The 16,199-nt window shown below is 66.4% G+C and carries 17 protein-coding genes; 11 read left to right on the top strand and 6 right to left on the bottom strand.

The window, feature by feature from the left end; translation table 11 throughout:
- The first annotated feature begins 42 nt into the window (after positions 1-42).
- Together ACQP0C_RS30855 and ACQP0C_RS30850 are read left to right on the top strand one after the other, a co-directional pair.
- Positions 43-1,227 (top strand): lipase family protein, encoded by a 1,185-nt coding sequence (locus ACQP0C_RS30855; RefSeq protein WP_433725613.1) that lies wholly within the window; start codon positions 43-45, stop codon positions 1,225-1,227.
- Positions 1,228-1,506: 279 nt separating this feature from the next.
- Entirely contained in the window at positions 1,507-1,887 is a 381-nt protein-coding gene (locus ACQP0C_RS30850) for a phage tail protein (protein ID WP_433725611.1), read from the top strand.
- 75 nt (positions 1,888-1,962) lie between these two features.
- Here ACQP0C_RS30850 and ACQP0C_RS30845 read toward each other — a convergent pair whose 3' ends face one another.
- The 3 genes from ACQP0C_RS30845 to ACQP0C_RS30835 are packed head-to-tail and all read right to left on the bottom strand — an operon-like array spanning position 1,963 to position 4,116.
- Positions 1,963-2,643, bottom strand: a complete 681-nt coding sequence (locus tag ACQP0C_RS30845) for a GntR family transcriptional regulator (RefSeq protein WP_433725609.1) — start codon at positions 2,641-2,643, stop codon at positions 1,963-1,965.
- Positions 2,630-3,361: a maleate cis-trans isomerase family protein gene (locus tag ACQP0C_RS30840; protein ID WP_433725607.1), complete on the bottom strand. Its 732-nt coding sequence runs from the start codon at positions 3,359-3,361 to the stop codon at positions 2,630-2,632. Before ACQP0C_RS30840 ends, ACQP0C_RS30845 begins: the two co-directional genes overlap by 14 nt.
- A gap of 14 nt (positions 3,362-3,375) precedes the next feature.
- The gene (locus ACQP0C_RS30835; protein WP_433725605.1) at positions 3,376-4,116 is read right to left on the bottom strand and encodes a maleate cis-trans isomerase family protein; all 741 of its coding nucleotides are present in this window, start codon (positions 4,114-4,116) and stop codon (positions 3,376-3,378) included.
- An 85-nt stretch (positions 4,117-4,201) separates the two neighbouring features.
- On the opposite strand from ACQP0C_RS30835, the gene ACQP0C_RS30830 reads away from it, so the two are divergent.
- Together ACQP0C_RS30830 and ACQP0C_RS30825 are read left to right on the top strand one after the other, a co-directional pair.
- Positions 4,202-5,167, top strand: coding sequence for a D-2-hydroxyacid dehydrogenase (locus ACQP0C_RS30830; protein WP_433725603.1), 966 nt, complete (start codon positions 4,202-4,204; stop codon positions 5,165-5,167).
- 28 nt (positions 5,168-5,195) lie between these two features.
- Positions 5,196-6,581 (top strand): amidase, encoded by a 1,386-nt coding sequence (locus ACQP0C_RS30825; protein ID WP_433734712.1) that lies wholly within the window; start codon positions 5,196-5,198, stop codon positions 6,579-6,581.
- A gap of 4 nt (positions 6,582-6,585) precedes the next feature.
- Here the strand turns inward: ACQP0C_RS30825 and ACQP0C_RS30820 are convergent, their stop codons facing one another.
- Together ACQP0C_RS30820 and ACQP0C_RS30815 are read right to left on the bottom strand one after the other, a co-directional pair.
- The gene (locus tag ACQP0C_RS30820; protein ID WP_433725601.1) at positions 6,586-7,080 is read right to left on the bottom strand and encodes a DUF3830 family protein; all 495 of its coding nucleotides are present in this window, start codon (positions 7,078-7,080) and stop codon (positions 6,586-6,588) included.
- Positions 7,081-7,096: 16 nt separating this feature from the next.
- A complete protein-coding gene (locus ACQP0C_RS30815; RefSeq protein WP_433725599.1) occupies positions 7,097-8,344 on the bottom strand; it encodes an aspartate aminotransferase family protein in 1,248 nt (415 codons plus the stop codon).
- 128 nt (positions 8,345-8,472) lie between these two features.
- Here ACQP0C_RS30815 and ACQP0C_RS30810 point away from each other — a divergent pair, with 128 nt between their 5' ends.
- The 7 genes from ACQP0C_RS30810 (at position 8,473) to ACQP0C_RS30780 (ending at position 15,048) form a co-directional block, all read left to right on the top strand.
- Positions 8,473-9,945, top strand: coding sequence for an NAD-dependent succinate-semialdehyde dehydrogenase (locus tag ACQP0C_RS30810; RefSeq protein WP_433725597.1), 1,473 nt, complete (start codon positions 8,473-8,475; stop codon positions 9,943-9,945).
- Positions 9,942-11,051, top strand: coding sequence for a tartrate dehydrogenase (locus tag ACQP0C_RS30805; RefSeq protein WP_433725595.1), 1,110 nt, complete (start codon positions 9,942-9,944; stop codon positions 11,049-11,051). The genes ACQP0C_RS30810 and ACQP0C_RS30805 overlap by 4 nt, the downstream gene beginning before the upstream one ends.
- Positions 11,052-11,230: 179 nt before the next feature.
- Complete coding sequence (gene ehuB, locus ACQP0C_RS30800; protein WP_433725593.1) at positions 11,231-12,118, top strand: ectoine/hydroxyectoine ABC transporter substrate-binding protein EhuB; 888 nt, start codon at positions 11,231-11,233, stop codon at positions 12,116-12,118.
- Between the two features lie 4 nt (positions 12,119-12,122).
- Complete coding sequence (locus ACQP0C_RS30795) at positions 12,123-12,848, top strand: amino acid ABC transporter permease (RefSeq protein WP_433725591.1); 726 nt, start codon at positions 12,123-12,125, stop codon at positions 12,846-12,848.
- Positions 12,848-13,516: an ectoine/hydroxyectoine ABC transporter permease subunit EhuD gene (ehuD, locus tag ACQP0C_RS30790; protein WP_433725589.1), complete on the top strand. Its 669-nt coding sequence runs from the start codon at positions 12,848-12,850 to the stop codon at positions 13,514-13,516. Before ACQP0C_RS30795 ends, ehuD begins: the two co-directional genes overlap by 1 nt.
- A gap of 4 nt (positions 13,517-13,520) precedes the next feature.
- Positions 13,521-14,285: an ectoine/hydroxyectoine ABC transporter ATP-binding protein EhuA gene (gene ehuA / locus ACQP0C_RS30785; RefSeq protein WP_433734711.1), complete on the top strand. Its 765-nt coding sequence runs from the start codon at positions 13,521-13,523 to the stop codon at positions 14,283-14,285.
- 25 nt (positions 14,286-14,310) lie between these two features.
- Complete coding sequence (locus ACQP0C_RS30780) at positions 14,311-15,048, top strand: glutamine amidotransferase (RefSeq protein WP_433725587.1); 738 nt, start codon at positions 14,311-14,313, stop codon at positions 15,046-15,048.
- Here the strand turns inward: ACQP0C_RS30780 and ACQP0C_RS30775 are convergent.
- Complete coding sequence (locus ACQP0C_RS30775; protein ID WP_433725585.1) at positions 15,045-16,166, bottom strand: thioesterase domain-containing protein; 1,122 nt, start codon at positions 16,164-16,166, stop codon at positions 15,045-15,047. The genes ACQP0C_RS30780 and ACQP0C_RS30775 overlap by 4 nt on opposite strands.
- Positions 16,167-16,199: the final 33 nt, after the last annotated feature.

Genomic DNA, 16,199 nt, shown 5'->3' with positions numbered 1-16,199 from the left:
CTGCTCAATACAATTCCAGCAGTCCCGATCGGAGGTGCAACGATGCGACTCTCGACGATCCCGAACCCGTTGAGCCTGCGAGGATCAGCGCGCAAGCACGAGGAGTTCTATCGCCCGCCGTCGTCGATCGATGGCGGGCCCGGTGACCTGCTTCGGGCCGAGCCCGTCCGAGTGAAATTGCTGCCGGGTGTGCGGCTGTGGGTGCGGGCTTGGCGAGTGCTGTATCGCAGCAGTTCGGCAACGGGTGCGCCGATCGTGGTGTCCGGAACCGTGCTCGTGCCGCACCGGCCGTACCAGGGGCCGCGACCGTTGATCGGCTATGCCATCGGCACTCAGGGACATGCGCAGCACTGTGCGCCGTCGCTGCAGCTCGTGGCCGGTCTGGAATACGAAACCCCGCTGATCACAAGGATATTGGGGCGCGGCTGGGCGGTCGCGCTGACAGACTACCCGGGGCTCGGTACGGGCGGCGGTCACCCCTACATCGTCGGCCGCGCCCTCGGTCCGGCGGTCCTCGATTCGATGCGGGCCGCGCGCAATCTCCCCGACACCGGACTTGCCGAGGACGGCCCTGCCGCGCTGTTCGGATACTCCGAGGGTGGCACCGCCGCCGCTTGGGCCGCGCAGTTACAGCCCGCCTACGCGCCCGATATTCCGCTGGTCGCGACCGCGGTGGGCGGTGTCTGCGCCGACCTCGAATACGCCGCCGACTTCCTGACCGGTGGCCGATTCGCCTGGCTGCAGGCGTATGCGGCGGTCGGTCTCGATATCGCCTATCCCGAGTTGCGGCTGGCCCGCTACCTCAACCAGCACGGCCATCGCATGTATCCGAAGCTGATCGACACCCATATCGTCGGACAGATAGTCGCCCGCATGCCATACAAATTCGACCGGGCGCGCTATGTGGTCACCGATCCGCTCAGCGAACCCGACTGGCTGGCCCGCATGCGCGAGAATCGGCTCGGTGCGCTGGCTCCGGCCGCGCCGGTGCTGCTCACCCACGGCCGTGCCGATCAGGCGGTCGGTTACGGGCAGGCGCCGCGGTTGCGTGAGGACTGGTCGCGCCTCGGCGTCGATGTGACCTTCCGTGGCTATCGCGGACTCGAACACCTCACTGCCGCGGTCGCGCACATCCGCACCGCGCTGCCATGGCTCACCGCGCACATCGCCGACCATCGCGCGACCGGCTTGGGGACGCCCCCGATTACGGGCTTCGAAACCGCATGACGATCGGGCGGGCGGGTTGGGCGGGGGCGCCGGACAGGATGTCGATCGCGCTCCGGTTCTCGAATATCTCGGCGCTACCTCTCTGGGGATATGTCCGTTCCGCTGCGGAGTCGCCAGTTATAGCCAGATGATATGCGAATGCGATATGGGCATCGCGCCCACGGTCCCGGCCGAGTTCGTTGTGTTCTCCATGACGTAGACGATGGCGCGACAGTAAATGCGGGTCTCGTCCTTCAGGTGACGAGGTCTGCTCAGCGCCCCGACAGACAAGGAGTTTCCATGGCTATCGGCGACACCATGAGTGGATCCACCTTCGTTATCGATCTGGGAATGTTCCCGGTGGAAACGGTTCAGCAGATCAGTGAGCTGGATTCGGCGCCGGTGCGCGGTGGTGCGATCACGATCATCCGCGGGTTGGACCGCAGCAAGGTGTTCACCGACTGGATCCACGCAACCTTCACCAAGGGTGGCGCGGATGGTGCGCGCCAGGACATCACGGTGACGGTGATGGACCCGAACAAGAATCCGGTCAAGCGGATTCGCCTCTCGGGCGCATGGGCGTCGGATTGGCATGGCCCGTCACGACGGGCCGGGGCGGACGAGTTGGCGACCGAAGAGGTGACGATCGCCTACGAGGGCGTCGAGGTCGAGAACGCCTGACTTTCGTTGCGCGCGGCTGACGAGGGCCGTGGTGCGCAATGACGCACCACCCTCGCCGGCTCGCGGCCATCTGGACTACGTAGCGGGCTCTCCGCCGGAGTGTTGACGGCGCAGCCGCTGGACCGCGTCGTCCATATGCTCGACCAGCAATGCGCGGGCGCGGGCCGCCGGTCCGGATCCGATCGCATCGCGCAACTCGACGTGCTCTTGGGCCTGCTCGCGCAGGTCTGGGTACGTTGTCTGCAAGGCGCCCAGGCACATTCGGGTCTCGATGAGCAGGGTGCGGGCGGCGCGGACGAGCCGTGGGCTGCCCGCGCTCTCGACGAGGGCCTCGTGGAAGGCTTGGTCGGCATCGGAAACTCCTGCGGTGTCGCCGGTTTCGGCGCATGCGCGCATGCTGGTCACACTGGGTTCGAGGGCGGTGTAGGCGATATCGCGGCGGCCGTCGAGGATCAGCGCGAGCGCGCCGCCTTCGAGGGCGGTTCTGGCTCGGTAGATGTCCACGACGTCGTCGATGGTGAGTTCGATGACGAAGATGCCGCGGTTGCGGATGCTGTAGAGCAGGCCCTCGGTGAGCAGTCGCTGCATCGCCTCGCGCACCGGACCGCGCGATACCCCGAATCGTGTTGCGAGATCGGCCTCCCCGAGCTGCGCGCCGGGCCCGAGGTTGCCGCGCATTATCGCCTCACGCAGCCGGTCGGCGATCATTTCCGCCGTCGACTGCCGGTTCACCGGCTCGAAATCAACGACCGACATAGGTGTGCCTTTCCGAGAAGAGGGAGCCGAGCGTCGCGGTGGTCGGCACTTCGCCGATGAGCCGCAGACCCTCCCAGATGGTGACCTGATTGGCGGTCAACACGGTCTTGCCGAGTGCGGCCTCGAGTTCCGGGAGCACCGCGATGGTGTGCATGGCGGTGTCGGGAATCAGCAGGGCCTGCGCGTCCGGGTGATCGTTGGCCAGCGTCAGTTCGCGCACCTGCGCGGCGCTCAGCGTGCCGACCTCGGCGGCGGTGTCGATCCCGGCGCTCGACTGTGCGACCACCTCGATTCCGGCGTCGGCCAGGAAGTCGACGAACAGTCGCGCGACATCGTCCGGATAGCTCGCGGCGACCGCGACGCGCCGCACGCCGAGCGCCCGCGCGGCCGCGACGAAGGCGAGGCTGGTGCTCGATGCCGGTACCCCCGCGGCCGCGGCCAGCGCCCGCACCTGATCGCGCGCGCCCTGCGGCCCGTACACGAAACTGCCCGAGGTGCAGGCCCACACGACCGCCGCGGGCCGTTCGGGCGCGAGCAGTTCGGCCCCGTGCCGCAGCTTGTCGGGACTGCCCAGATCGAGCAGTTCGGCAATGGCGTGCAGATCGGTGCCGTAGATATGGGCCACCGGCAGTCGGGTGCCGAGGACCGCGGCGGCCAGCGGGTAGTCGTCCTCGGCCGCATGGTCGGGATAGATGAAGCCGACGGTGGGTGCCTGCATGCCTGTTCTTCCGTTCAGAAAACGTTGAGTAGCCACTTTCCCGGACCCATCATCGGCAGCTTCATCCGGCCCAGGCAGGCCCACATGGTGAGCTGATTGGCGGTGAGCACGGGTTTGCCGAGCGCCCGTTCGAGTGGCTCGATGACGTCGTAGGTCGGCAGGTTGGTGCAGCTGACGAAGATGGCCTGGGCGCGCGGATCGTCCGCGCCGACAATGCGTTCGGCGATGGTGCGGTAGTTCACCTTCCAGATGCCGCCGCCCAATCCGAGGTGGTCGGACCGGATGACGGTGCAGCCCGCCTCGGCGAGGAAGTCGTGCAGTTTGCCGGTGAGTATTTCGTCGTAGGGGGTGATCACCGAAACCCTACTGAGGTCCAGATGCCGGATCGCCTCGACGAGCGCGCCGGAGGTGGTGACGGCCTCCTGTGCCCCCGCGCGACAGATGGTGTCGCGCAAGGACTTCTCGTAGGCTAGACCTCTGATGAAACTGCCCGAAGTGCACAGGTAGGCAACGACTTCCGGTTCCACGTGCAGCACGTCGCGGGTCGCGGCGGTCAGATGCACGGGATTGGAGACCAGTTCGGCCATCGCCATCGAAACCGGGACCGGTTCGTACGGGGTGCGGGCCAGATGCAGGCTGACGTCCAAGGGCGCCCAGCGCCAGAGCTCACGTTCGAGCGCGAGGTCGAACGGTGCGATGATCCCGATACCCCGTTGTGCTACGGGCCCTTCGATATCGGGAAAGCCGAGTTCCAATGCGGCCCCTCTCGCGCTCAGCCGTCAGACCTCCGAGAACGATCGGATTGTTGACAATCATACGATGCGATTTTAGTGTGTCAATGTGGAACAGGGCCCGATTGTCACCGTCCTGCACAGTGACAGTGTGCCCGACGCGGACCTCATGGCCGCCGTGGCCGAACGAGCCGAAGTGCGCTACACGGAGGCGTCCGGACTCGCCGACGCGCTGCGCGGCGCCGAGGTGCTGTTCGTCTACGACTTCCTGACTCGCGCGGTGCCCGGCGCCTGGCACGCGGCCGATCGGCTGCGCTGGCTGCACATGGGTTCGACCGGGGTGGACCCGGTGATGTTCCCGGAACTGCGGGAAAGCGCGGTCGTGGTCACCAATACCCGCAGCGTATTCGATACTGCCATAGCGGAATACGTGCTCGGTCAGATCCTCGGTTTCGCCAAGGATCTGACCGGATCGCTGCGGCTACAGCAACGGCAGCAATGGCGGCATCGGGAATCCGAACGCGTCGCGGGTGCCACCGTCGTGATCGTCGGTACCGGTTCGATCGGCCGAGCCATCGCGCGATTGCTGCGTGCCGCCGGGATGAACGTGCGGGCGGTGGGTCGGCGCGCGCGGGCCACCGACCCGGATTTCGGGGCCGTGGGCACCGATCTGATCGCGGAACTTCCCATTGCCGACTACGTCGTCGCGGTCGCACCGTTGACGCCGCGGACCCGGGGAATGTTCGACGCCAAGGCATTTGCCGCGATGAAACCGCATGCCAGGTTTGTCAATGTCGGCCGTGGGGAACTCGTTGTGACCGACGACCTCGTCGACGCGCTCCGTTCCGGATCGATCGCCGGGGCGGCACTCGACGTGGTGGATCCGGAGCCGCTACCGGCGCGGCATCCGCTCTGGGATCTGCCGAATGTGCTTATCACTCCGCACAATTCGGGTGACTTCAGCGGTTGGCGAACCGAGGTGGTCACCGCATTCACCGCCAACTTCGACAAATGGATCGCCGGTCGGCCGTTGGACAACGTGGTCGATAAAGCGCTGGGGTACGTGCCCGGCTGAAGGAGCCAATGCCATGAGTTACCCCCGTATCAACAGCAGCACCCAACCGGCCGAGATGACCGCCGTCGAGTTGGTCTCGGCCTATGCGGCCGGCACCCTCTCGCCGGTCGAGGCGACCGAGGCGATCCTGGAGGCGATCGCGGCGCGGGACGGCGAGTTGAATGCCTTCTGCCTGGTCGACCCCGATCGTGCGCTGGTACAGGCCAAAGATTCGCAGGCGCGGTGGAATTCGGGCTATGCCCGTGGGCTGCTCGACGGTGTGCCGATATCGATCAAGGACATCTTCCTGACCGAGGGCTGGCCCACCCGGCGCGGCAGCACATCGGTCGATCCGAGCGGTCCCTGGCAGGTGGACAGCCCGGTCGTGGCCCGGCTGCGCGAGGACGGCATGGTGTTCCTCGGGAAGACGACAACGCCCGAAATCGCTTGGAAGGCGGTCACCGACAGCCCGCTGACCGGTATCACCCGCAACCCGGCCGATCCCGCAACCACCTCGGGCGGCTCCTCGGGCGGCAGTGCGGCCGCGGTGGCGGCCGGCATGGGGCCGGTATCGGTCGGCACCGATGGCGGCGGCAGCATTCGCATTCCGGCCGCGTTCTGCGGCATTGTCGGCTTCAAGCCGACGCACGGCCGGGTGCCGCTGTATCCGGCGAGTCCGTTCGGTCCGCTCGCGCATGCGGGGCCGATGACCAGGACGGTCGAGGACGCGGCACTGCTGATGGACATTCTGTCGCTGCCCGATCCGCGCGATCCGAGCGCGCTGCCGCCCACGGTGACCACCTTCCGCGGCCAGATGTCGCGCGAGGTGCGGGGGCTCACCGTCGCCTATTCGCCGACCCTTGGTTATGCCGAGGTCGATCCGGAGGTTGCCGCGGTGGTGGACGCGGCGGTGCGGCGGTTGGCCGAGGCCGAGCTACGGGTCGTGGAGAAGGATCCGGGCTTCGCGGATCCGCGCGACGCATTCGAGGTGCTGTGGGCCGCCGGTGCGGCCACCATGCTGGCGAAGTTCCCGGACGATACGCGCGAACAGGTGGACCGAGGGCTGCGCGCGGTCTGGGAGCGCGGCGAATCCATCAGTGCCGTCGACTATCTCGACGCCCGCGACGTCGCCGCCCAGCTCGGCATTGCCATGGGCGCGTTCCACAGCACCTATGACGTGCTGATCACCCCGACAATGCCGATCACCGCATTCGAGGCGGGCCATGATGTCCCGCCCGACAGCGGGCTGGACGGTTGGCCGCGATGGACGCCGTTCACCTATCCGTTCAATATGACCCAGCAACCCGCGATCAGCATTCCCGCCGGCACCACCGCCGCCGGGATGCCGGTCGGACTGCAGATCGTCGGGCCGCGCCATTCCGATGATCTGGTCCTGGCCGTCGCCCGTTACGCCGAGTACGTCCTGGGGTCGTAGCCGGTCAGGCGCGGGTGAATGCGAGGGTTTCGCCCTGGACGCCGTGCAACCAGAGGGTGTTGCAGGCGTCCGCGATATCGGACAGCCCCGTCTCGATGGTGGCGAAGACATTTCCGGGCACCCAGCCCAGGTCGCCATTGATGAGCAGGTTGTTGCGGCCGTAGAACAGCGCGAGATCGGTGGCGCCCTGCTCGTGGTGCGCAGCGGTGCCGGGCTCGTAGCCGTAGGCCGGGTTGCCGATCTCCCACGGTTCGAAATCGAACAGGCAGACATCGCCCGGAATGGGTGTGACGGTCGGGTTTTCCCGATGTGGTGCCGCGGCGATCCGTGGCACCAGCGTGTACACCTCATTGCGGGCGTACTTGGCGTGGAACGCGTCGCCCTCCCGTGGCAGGGCATCCCACACCGCGGCACAGGTCTGTGGCGCCTCGGCGTCGAGCAGCCGGGCGCGGCAGCTCACGCCCGCCTTGGTCAGTGTGATGGTGATGTAGCGGGGCATCGGTCGGTCTCCTAGGTCATCCGGGGAGTTCGGCGAGAACGGTGGACCAGATCGCGAGCGCGTCGTCGACCTGGGTATCGGTCACGATCAGCGGTGGAATCATCCGCACCACGTTCATATGCGCACCGCAGGTGAGCAGCAGCAGGCCCTTGTCCACCGCGAGCCGCTGCGCCGCTGCGGCCGTCGCGGTATCGGGTTCGCCTGTCGCGGTGGTGAATTCGGTGCCGCAGAGCAGTCCGAGGCCGCGCACGTCTCCGATCGCCTTGGTGGCGCTGTCGCGCAGTCCGGCCAGCAGTTGCGCACCGCGCGCGGCGGCGTTGTCCACCAGACGCTCCGATTCGATCACCTCGAGGGTGGCGATCGCCGCCGCACACGACACCGCATTGCCGCCGTAGGTTCCGCCCTGGGATCCCGGCCATGCCTTGCTCATCAGCTCGCGTGACGCCGCGATACCGGATAGCGGGAATCCGCTGGCCAGGCCCTTCGCAATGGTGATGACATCGGGGCGGACGCCGAAGTGCTGATGTCCGAAGAACTTTCCGGTCCGGCCGAAACCGGTCTGGATCTCGTCGAAGACGAGCACGATGCCGTGCCGGTTCGCGCGCTCGCGCAGTCCGCGGAAGAACGTGCTGTTGCCGGGGACGTATCCGCCCTCGCCGAGCATCGGTTCGACGACGAACGCGGCGGTGTCGGCGGGGGAGGTGACGGTGGCGAAGAGGTAGTCCAGTTCGCGCAGCGCGAAGGCGGTGGCCTCGGCCTCGGTCCAGCCGTAGCGGAACGCGGTCGGGAACGGCGCGACGTGCACACCGGACATGAGCGGACTGAATCCGGCGGAGAAGCGGGTGCCCGAGGTGGTCATGGTCGCGGCCGCGACGGTGCGGCCGTGGAATCCACCATGGAAGACAATGACATTCGGCCGTCCGGTCGCCTGGCGGGCCAGGCGCAGCGCGGCCTCGACCGCCTCGCTGCCGGAGTTGGCGAAGAACAGCGTATCCAGGCCTTCCGGTAGCACGGTGGCGAGCCGCTCGGTGAGTTCGAGCAGCGGTCGGTGCATGACGGTGGTGTATTGGCCGTGGATCAGACTGGCGACCTGCGCCTGGGCCGCCGCGACCACATGGGGGTGGCAGTGCCCGGTGCTGGTCACGCCGATACCCGCGGTGAAGTCGAGATAGCGGCGGCCGTCGGTGCCGTAGAGGTAGCAGCCCGATCCGTGGTCGACGACTACCGGGGTGGCCTGCTTGAGAACGGGGGATAGCTCGGTCATGGTGGTCCGCCTCCCAGGCGTGCATCCGCTGATATCTATTGTCGGATTGTTGACAATATGCATAACATGGGCGCGGGGGTCGCAGCAATGGCCGGAGGCTGCGTCATGACGGAAAAGGAGTCCGCGCCATGCTCACCGAGACCACCCTGACCGCGGCCGAACGCGCCGCGATCGATTCGGTGCCGACAGATCTGTTCATCGACGGCCGATGGCGCGCCGCGACGGGCACGCTGCCGGTGACCGATCCGGCGACCGGGCAGTTGCTCTGTGCGGTGGCCGATGCCGATCCCGGCGACGGGCTGGACGCCCTGGCCGCGGCCGATCGGGCACAGGCGGACTGGGCGCGGACGTCGCCGAGGCAGCGCAGTGACATCCTCATGCGCGCGCACCGGGCACTGCTCGCCGATACCGAACGGCTCGCGCTGGTCATGACGCTGGAAATGGGTAAGCCGCTGGCCGAGGCGCGCGGCGAAATCGCCTATGCGGCAGAGTTTTTCCGCTGGTTCGCCGAGGAGGCGGTGCGCCTCGACGGCGGGTATATGCCCGCCCCGGCGGGCGATTCGCGCTTCCTGGTGACCAGACAGCCGGTCGGTCCCAGCCTGCTGATTACGCCGTGGAACTTCCCGCTGGCCATGGGCACCCGCAAGATCGGTCCCGCACTGGCGGCCGGATGCACCTGTGTGGTGAAACCCGCTGAGCAGACACCACTTTCGATGCTGGCGCTGACCGGCATCCTGGATCAGGTCGGTGTGCCCGCCGGTGTCGTCAATGTGCTCACCACCGCCGACCCGGGGGCGGTGATGACACCGTTGATCCTGGACAGCCGCTCGCGCAAGCTGTCGTTCACCGGTTCCACCGCCGTGGGCAAGCTGCTGCTCGAACAGTGCGCGCGGACGGTCATGCGCACGTCGATGGAACTCGGTGGCAACGCACCGTTCATCGTGTTCGATGACGCGGATCTCGACGAGGCCGTCGAGGGCGCGCTCGCCGCGAAGATGCGCAATATCGGGCAGGCGTGCACCGCCGCGAATCGAATCTTCGTGCAGCGCAGCATCGCTGATGAATTCGCCGCCCGGCTCGCCGACCGGCTCGCGCCGCTGCCGATGGGGCGGGGGACCGAGCCGGGAGTCGTCGTCGGTCCGCTGATCGATGCCGACGCGGTGGCGAAGGTGAAGCGATTGGTGGCCGATGCGGTCCGCCGCGGCGCCACGGTGCGCATCGGCGGTGAGCCGCTGGACGGGCCGGGGAACTTCTATCCCGCGACGGTCTTGACCGGTGTGCCGGATGACGCCGAGATGTGTCGGACCGAGATTTTCGGACCGGTCGCGGCGATCGGCGCCTTCGATACCGAGGCCGAGGTCATCGCGCGGGCCAACAACACACCGTATGGATTGGTCGGCTATGTCTTCACCGAGAATCTGCGGCGCGGACTGCGGGTGTGCGAGGCACTGGAAACCGGCATGGTCGGGCTGAATCAGGGAGTCGTGTCGAATCCCGCCGCGCCATTCGGCGGTGTGAAGGAATCGGGGCTGGGCCGGGAGGGCGGACGCACCGGAATCGATGAATTCCTGGAGACCAAGTACATCGGAGTGCGGCTGTGACGGCGGGGTCGCCGCCGAACGGCGGTGGGCGCTATCGCATCGCGACCATTCCCGGTGATGGCATCGGCGTCGATGTCACCGCCGAGGCCGTCGCGGTGCTCGACGCGGTGCTGGCGGGTATCGAATGGACCGAATTCGACTGGTCCTGTGCGAAGTACCTGCGCACCGGAACGATGATGCCCGCCGATGCGCCCGAGCGACTGGCCGGGTTCGACGCGATTCTGCTCGGTGCGGTCGGCTTTCCCGGTGTGCCCGACCATATTTCGCTGTGGGGATTGCTCATTCCGCTGCGCCGCGCCTTCGGCCAGTACGTCAACCTGCGCCCGGTGCGGCTGCTGCCGGGCACCGAATCGGCCTTGCGCGACCGTACCGCCGCGGATCTGGACATTCTGATCGTGCGCGAGAACTCGGAGGGCGAATACTCCGCGATCGGCGGCATGCACCATCCGGGTCGACCGGACGAATTCGTGCGGCAGGAAGCCATTTTCACGCGGGTCGGCTGTGAACGGATCATTCGCTACGCCTTCGAATGCGCTGCCGAGCGCGACGGCCGAGTGTGCTCGGCCACCAAATCGAATGGCCTACTGCACTCGATGCCCTACTGGGACAGCATATTCGAACGAATCGCCGCCGAATATCCGCAGGTGGAGACCAGGCAGATGCATGTCGATGCGCTGGCCGCCGAAATCGTGCTGCATCCGGATCGGCTCGATGTGATCGTGGGGTCGAATCTGTTCGGCGATATCCTGTCCGATCTCGCCGCCGCGGTGACCGGTGGGCTCGGCCTCGCGCCATCGGGCAATATCAATCCCGAGCGGACGGGGCCGTCGATGTTCGAGGCGGTGCACGGCAGCGCGCCCGATATCGCCGGGCAGGGCATTGCGAATCCGGTCGCGCAGATCCTTGCCGGGGCCATGCTGCTGGAGCATCTGGGTGAGCACAGTGCCGCCGCCGCGGTGGATCGCGCGGTCTGCGATGTCCTGCGCGAAGGTCGTATTCGCACACCGGATCTCGGGGGCACCGCGACGACGAGTGAGTTCGGCAGTGCCATCGCGCGGCGTGCGGCCGAATTGGTGAACAACGGTTCGGTGCTCGCGCAACGATAGATCGGCACTGCCGATATGGTGCTGTCCTGGTGTACGGCAACGGCTTTCGGAATGCCTCCCTTCGAAAGCAGGTAATGTTTCACCGGATTCGTCATGTGACCGCAAAGAATTCGACCGGACGATCGCAAAGTTCATTCGCAACCATGGGTCGACTCGTGTGTCTGCGGAAGGACGGGGTCATGAAGATCGAATTCGGGGGTGCGCGCAGTCGGTTGCGTCGCGCCGTGGCCGCCGCGGTGGCCGCGGCCAGCCTGGTGGTGGTAGCGGGCTGTGGCCTGGGCGGCGACGACGCGGCGGCGGTGACCTACGAGGACGCGAAATCGTCCGGCAAGATCAAGGTCGGCTTCGCCAATGAGGCGCCGTGGGCCTTCCTCGGCGCCGACGGTCAGCTGACCGGATATGCGCCGACCGTCGCCCGCGCGGTATTGCAGAAGCTCGGTATCAATGAAATCGAGGGTGTCGTCACCGATTTCGATGGACTGATCGACGGTGTCCGGGCGAAGAACTACGCATTCGTCGCGGCCGGGATGTTCATCAACCCGAAGCGGTGCCAGAGCTCGGCGTTCGCCACGCCCGACTACCAGGTGGGTTCGGCATTCCTGGTGCCGGAGGGCAACCCGCGCCATATCACCCGCTTCGAGGACATCACGCGGGAGAACGTCCGGATCGCCACCCTCGGTGGTGCGGTCGAGAACGGCTACGCCCAAACCTCCGGCGTGCCATCCCAACTCGTCGAGCCGATGGCCAAACAGGACGACATCCTGCGGGCCGTGCGCAATAAGGACGTCTACGGTGCGGCGATGCTCGATGTCACCGCCTCCTGGCTGGTGAAGAACAACGCGGACGCCAAATTGGAGGTCGGCCCCTCCTTCCGATTCGGCAACCGTCCGGATGTGGGCACCTTCAACTTCCGCATCGGCGACGATAAATTCCGCGAGGACTTCAACCGTGAGCTGCGCGCACTGCACGAAAGCGGCGAATGGCTGAAGCTGGTGGAGCCGTTCGGTCTGACCAAGGCGAACGAGGCGGACCCGGCGGCGACCGCCGAGCAGTACTGCACGGCTTGACCTCGTGTCCGCGCATTTCTCGACCTACCTCGAGCGGGTACTCCAGGGTCTTCCTTTCACGCTGTGGGCGGCGGTCGGCGGTATCACGCTGACCATCGTGCTGTCCTTCGCCGCCGGTATCGCGATGCTGTCGCCGTCTCTGCCGGTGCGATTCGTCACGCGCGTTTATGTCGAGGGATTCCGGGGCAGCTCGGAAGTGGTGCAGCTGTTTTTCTTCGCGGTGGCGATACCGATCTTCTTCGGGGTATCGCTGGGCGCGACGGCGAAGGGGCTGCTGGTCATCGGCATAATCGTGCTCGGTCTCAACCACGGCGCCTATGGCGCCGAAATTGTCAGGGGTGCCATCGGATCGGTGCCCAAGTCGCAGGTCGAGGCCGCGATCGCGCTGAATCTGTCACCGGCGCAACGCATGTGGCGGGTGATTCTGCCGCAGGCCGTGGTGGAGATGCTGCCGTCGTTCAATAATCTGTTCATCCAGCTGGTGAAAGCGACGGCGTTGCTGAGCTTCATCGCGGTGCCCGAGGTATTCAAAAAGGCCGATGAACTGCGTGCGGTGCCCGCATTCTCCCGTGAACTCGGTGTCATCTACGCGATCCAGTTGGTGGTGTATCTGCTCATCGCGGTGGTCGTCACGGTGATCATGCGAGTACTGGAGCGACTGGCGGCACGGCGGGTCGGGCGGCGGCCGAAGCGGTCGAGCGTCGGACTTTCGGCGCGGGTGGGGGTCTGATGGAGAAATGGCGGTGGGACCGCTTTTTCGATGCCTTTCCCTTCATCTGGGACGGGCTGCTCGTCACCATCGAGTACACCCTGCTCGGCTCACTCGTCGCCTATGTGCTCGGACTGGTTTTCGCGGTGGTCCGGCGGCTGCGGATTCCGGTGGTCGATCAGCTGCTGTGGGCGTTCATCGAATTCATTCGCAGCACACCGCTTCTGGTGCAGATCTTCGTGCTCTATTGGGTGGTGCGTCCGGATCTGCTCGGTGGTCTGGCCATCGACACCCAACGTCTGGTGGTCGGTGTGACCGCGCTCGGCGTGCACTACGCCTGCTATACCTCGGAGGTGTTCCGCGCGGGCATCGATGCGGTGCCCGCGGCGCAATGGGAGGCGGCCACGGCCCTGAATCTGCCGCGCACCCGCACCTGGATCGATGTGATTCTCCCGCAGGCGGTGCCGCGGGTGCTGCCCGCGCTCGGCAACTACACGATCGCCATGTTCAAAGAGGTGCCGCTGCTGTCCTCGATCGTCATCCTCGACATGGTCTATCAGGTCAAAACCGAATATGCCGCCGATACCGGTGGCGCCGGGCCAGAGGCCTGGTTCGCGGCCGGTCTGACCTTTCTCGCACTGAGCTATCCGTGCTCGATCCTGGTACGAAAGTTGGAACGACGTGTCTGAACCGATGATCCGGTTCACCGGTGTGGAAAAGCGCTATGGCGCGACGGTATGCCTGAACGAACTCGATTTCTCCATTGCGCCAGGCGAATTCGTCACCTTGATCGGACCGTCCGGCTCGGGCAAGACCACAATTCTGCGCCTGCTGATGGCGCTCGAACGAATAGACGCCGGGACCATCGAGGTCGGCGGAGAGTTCCTGAGCCACCAGCAGCGCGGCGGCAAACTGGTGCCCGCCGGTACGGCGCACCTGCGCCGGATGCGCCGCAAGATCGGCATGGTATTCCAGCAGTTCAATCTGTTTCCGAATATGACCGTGCTGCGCAATGTCACCGAGGGACCGATCCGCGGTCTCGGCGAATCGAAGGATGCCGCCGAGGAGCGGGCGCGGAAGTTACTCGAACTGGTCGGGCTCACCGACAAAATCGATGCCCGCCCGGCCCACCTGTCGGGCGGCCAGCAGCAGCGAGTGGCCATCGCGCGGGCGCTGGCCATGGAACCGGAAGTGCTGCTGCTCGATGAGGTGACCTCGGCGCTCGACCCGGAGCTGGTGACCGGAGTACTGCACCTGCTGGCCGATATCGCGGCCGATACCGAGATCACCTTCCTCTGCGTCACCCACGAAATGCGTTTCGCTCGCAGGGTTTCCGATCGGGTCATGATGTTCGACGCCGGTCGCGTACTCGAGGACGGTGACCCGGAGAAGATCTTCACCGATCCCGAGCAGGACCGAACCCGTGAATTCTTACAGGCGGTGTTGGATGAAAACTGACACCCGATCTTCCACAATTTGATGCATGACCAAGCCGTGTCTAGTCCTGCAGCTGCGACCCGAGCGAGCCGCCGCGGACGATGAATACCGTGCCATGCTGCGCGCCGCCGATCTCGATGCGGGCGACACGGTGCGGGTGCTGATGGATCAGGACTTGCCCGATATCGAGCTGGACGATTTCTCGGCGGTCATCGTCGGCGGCGGGCCGAGCAATGTCAGCAGCCCGGAATCCGAGAAATACGGGTACCAGCGGAAATTCGAGCCCAGGCTGAAGAAGCTGATGACCGAGATCGTCGGCCGGGATTTCCCGTATCTGGGCGCCTGCTATGGATTGGGCATCCTGGCGGATGTGCTCGGCGGCCGGGTGAGTGAGCAGCGATACGGTGAGGCGGTCGGGGCCCAGACCATCGAAGTGACCGAGCAGGGGCGCGTCGACCCGCTGCTACAGGATGTCGCGGAATCGTTCCGGGCGTTCGTCGGGCATAAGGAAGCCTGCCAGGACGTCCCACCCGGCGCGGTACTGCTGGCCGGATCGGCCGATTGCCCGGTGCAGATGATCCGCGTCGGCCAGCATGTGTACGCCACCCAATTCCATCCCGAGCTGGACGGTGACGGACTCGCGCTGCGCATCGAAATCTACCGGCACGCGGGCTATTTCGAACCGCATGAGGCCGAGGACCTGATCGCGCTCGGTCATCAGGAATCGGTCACCGTCCCGCGCGAGATCCTGCGCCGGTTCAGCGCGCGATACTGCCGCGGCTAGGGGCGCACCCGCTGCGCACCCGCATGCTGCTCCAGCACTCGTCCGATCTCGGGCAGCACCTCGGGCGCGGTCATCTGATCGTGGGTGGCGGCGAGTGGGTAGGTGGTGACGGTCCCGGTGACATACCGGCGCCAGCGGCGCGCCGCGGCTCGCGGATCGGCCTTCGCCACCCCATCGGATTCCTGTGCGGCGCAGAACAGGATCAGGTCGCCGTCGTATCGGGGAGCGCGATAGTCCGAGACCATCTGCACCGACGCGTTATAGGAGGCCGTCAGCCGCTCGAGATCGGTGCTGGTGACTTCGAGCGTGCCCGCCAGGCCGGCGCGCAGTTCGGCGACGGCCGCGTCGGAACTCGGCGCGGTCGAGTCGACGTGCACGCCGAATACCGGGCCGAATTGGTGCAGAAACTGTCCAGGGGTGAGTGGATCGGGCGGCTCGAGCCGCCGTATCCCCAAGTCGGTATCGAGCAGCACCAACTGCACGGGCTCGCCCGCCAGGCATAGTGTGGCCGCGATCTCGTGCGCGACGAAACCACCGAAGGACCAGCCGAGTAGGTGGTACGGGCCGCGCGGGGCGATCTTGCGGATCTCGCGCAGATAGTGCTGGGCGGAGCGGCGGATGGTCGCGGGGCCGGAATCGCCGGGCTCGCCCGCCAGATCCAGCGATTGCAGACCATAGATCGGGCGGTGCGGGTCGATATGCGCGCCGAGCCCGGCGTAGCACCAGGCCAGGCCGGAGGCTGGCGCCAGACAGAACAGTGGGGGCAGGTCGACCTCGTCCGTCCTGGCCCGGATGGGCAGCACCACCTCCAATGCCGTGCGCATCGCGACGCTCGGTTCCGGCGCACCCACGGTGCTGCCCGCGATGCGTTCGGCCAGCCCGGCGACGGTCGGATCGGCGAACATCGCAGGTACCGCGATATCGGCCGTCAGTGCCTCGCCGAGCAGCCGGACCACTCGCGCCGCACTGAGTGCGTTACCGCCGAGGGCGAAGAAGTCGTCGTTCAGGCCGATGTGATCGGTGGGCAGCCCGAGCACATCCGCGTAGGCGGCGGCCACGACTCGCTCGGTCCACGTCACTGCCGGACGGAACTTCGTCTGCACCGCACGCACCCGCATCGTGGGATCCGCACCCCCTGCCAGGTGATCTGT

It is taken from the genome of Nocardia sp. CA-129566 (assembly GCF_050956075.1).
In the GTDB taxonomy this organism is placed as follows: Bacteria; Actinomycetota; Actinomycetes; order Mycobacteriales; family Mycobacteriaceae; genus Nocardia.
This window is presented reverse-complemented; position numbering and strand designations above follow the sequence as displayed.

Excerpts from the sequence above, each read along its gene's own strand:
- ACQP0C_RS30855 (WP_433725613.1), top strand. The coding sequence starts at position 43 with ATGCGACTCTCGACGATCCCGAACCCGTTGAGCCTGCGAGGATCAGCG.
- ACQP0C_RS30850 (WP_433725611.1), top strand. The coding sequence starts at position 1,507 with ATGGCTATCGGCGACACCATGAGTGGATCCACCTTCGTTATCGATCTG.
- ACQP0C_RS30845 (WP_433725609.1), bottom strand. The coding sequence starts at position 2,643 with ATGTCGGTCGTTGATTTCGAGCCGGTGAACCGGCAGTCGACGGCGGAA.
- ACQP0C_RS30840 (WP_433725607.1), bottom strand. The coding sequence starts at position 3,361 with ATGCAGGCACCCACCGTCGGCTTCATCTATCCCGACCATGCGGCCGAG.
- ACQP0C_RS30820 (WP_433725601.1), bottom strand. The coding sequence starts at position 7,080 with ATGCCCCGCTACATCACCATCACACTGACCAAGGCGGGCGTGAGCTGC.
- ACQP0C_RS30815 (WP_433725599.1), bottom strand. The coding sequence starts at position 8,344 with ATGACCGAGCTATCCCCCGTTCTCAAGCAGGCCACCCCGGTAGTCGTC.
- ACQP0C_RS30810 (WP_433725597.1), top strand. The coding sequence starts at position 8,473 with ATGCTCACCGAGACCACCCTGACCGCGGCCGAACGCGCCGCGATCGAT.
- ehuB (WP_433725593.1), top strand. The coding sequence starts at position 11,231 with ATGAAGATCGAATTCGGGGGTGCGCGCAGTCGGTTGCGTCGCGCCGTG.
- ehuD (WP_433725589.1), top strand. The coding sequence starts at position 12,848 with ATGGAGAAATGGCGGTGGGACCGCTTTTTCGATGCCTTTCCCTTCATC.
- ehuA (WP_433734711.1), top strand. The coding sequence starts at position 13,521 with ATGATCCGGTTCACCGGTGTGGAAAAGCGCTATGGCGCGACGGTATGC.
- ACQP0C_RS30780 (WP_433725587.1), top strand. The coding sequence starts at position 14,311 with ATGACCAAGCCGTGTCTAGTCCTGCAGCTGCGACCCGAGCGAGCCGCC.
- ACQP0C_RS30775 (WP_433725585.1), bottom strand. The coding sequence starts at position 16,166 with ATGCGGGTGCGTGCGGTGCAGACGAAGTTCCGTCCGGCAGTGACGTGG.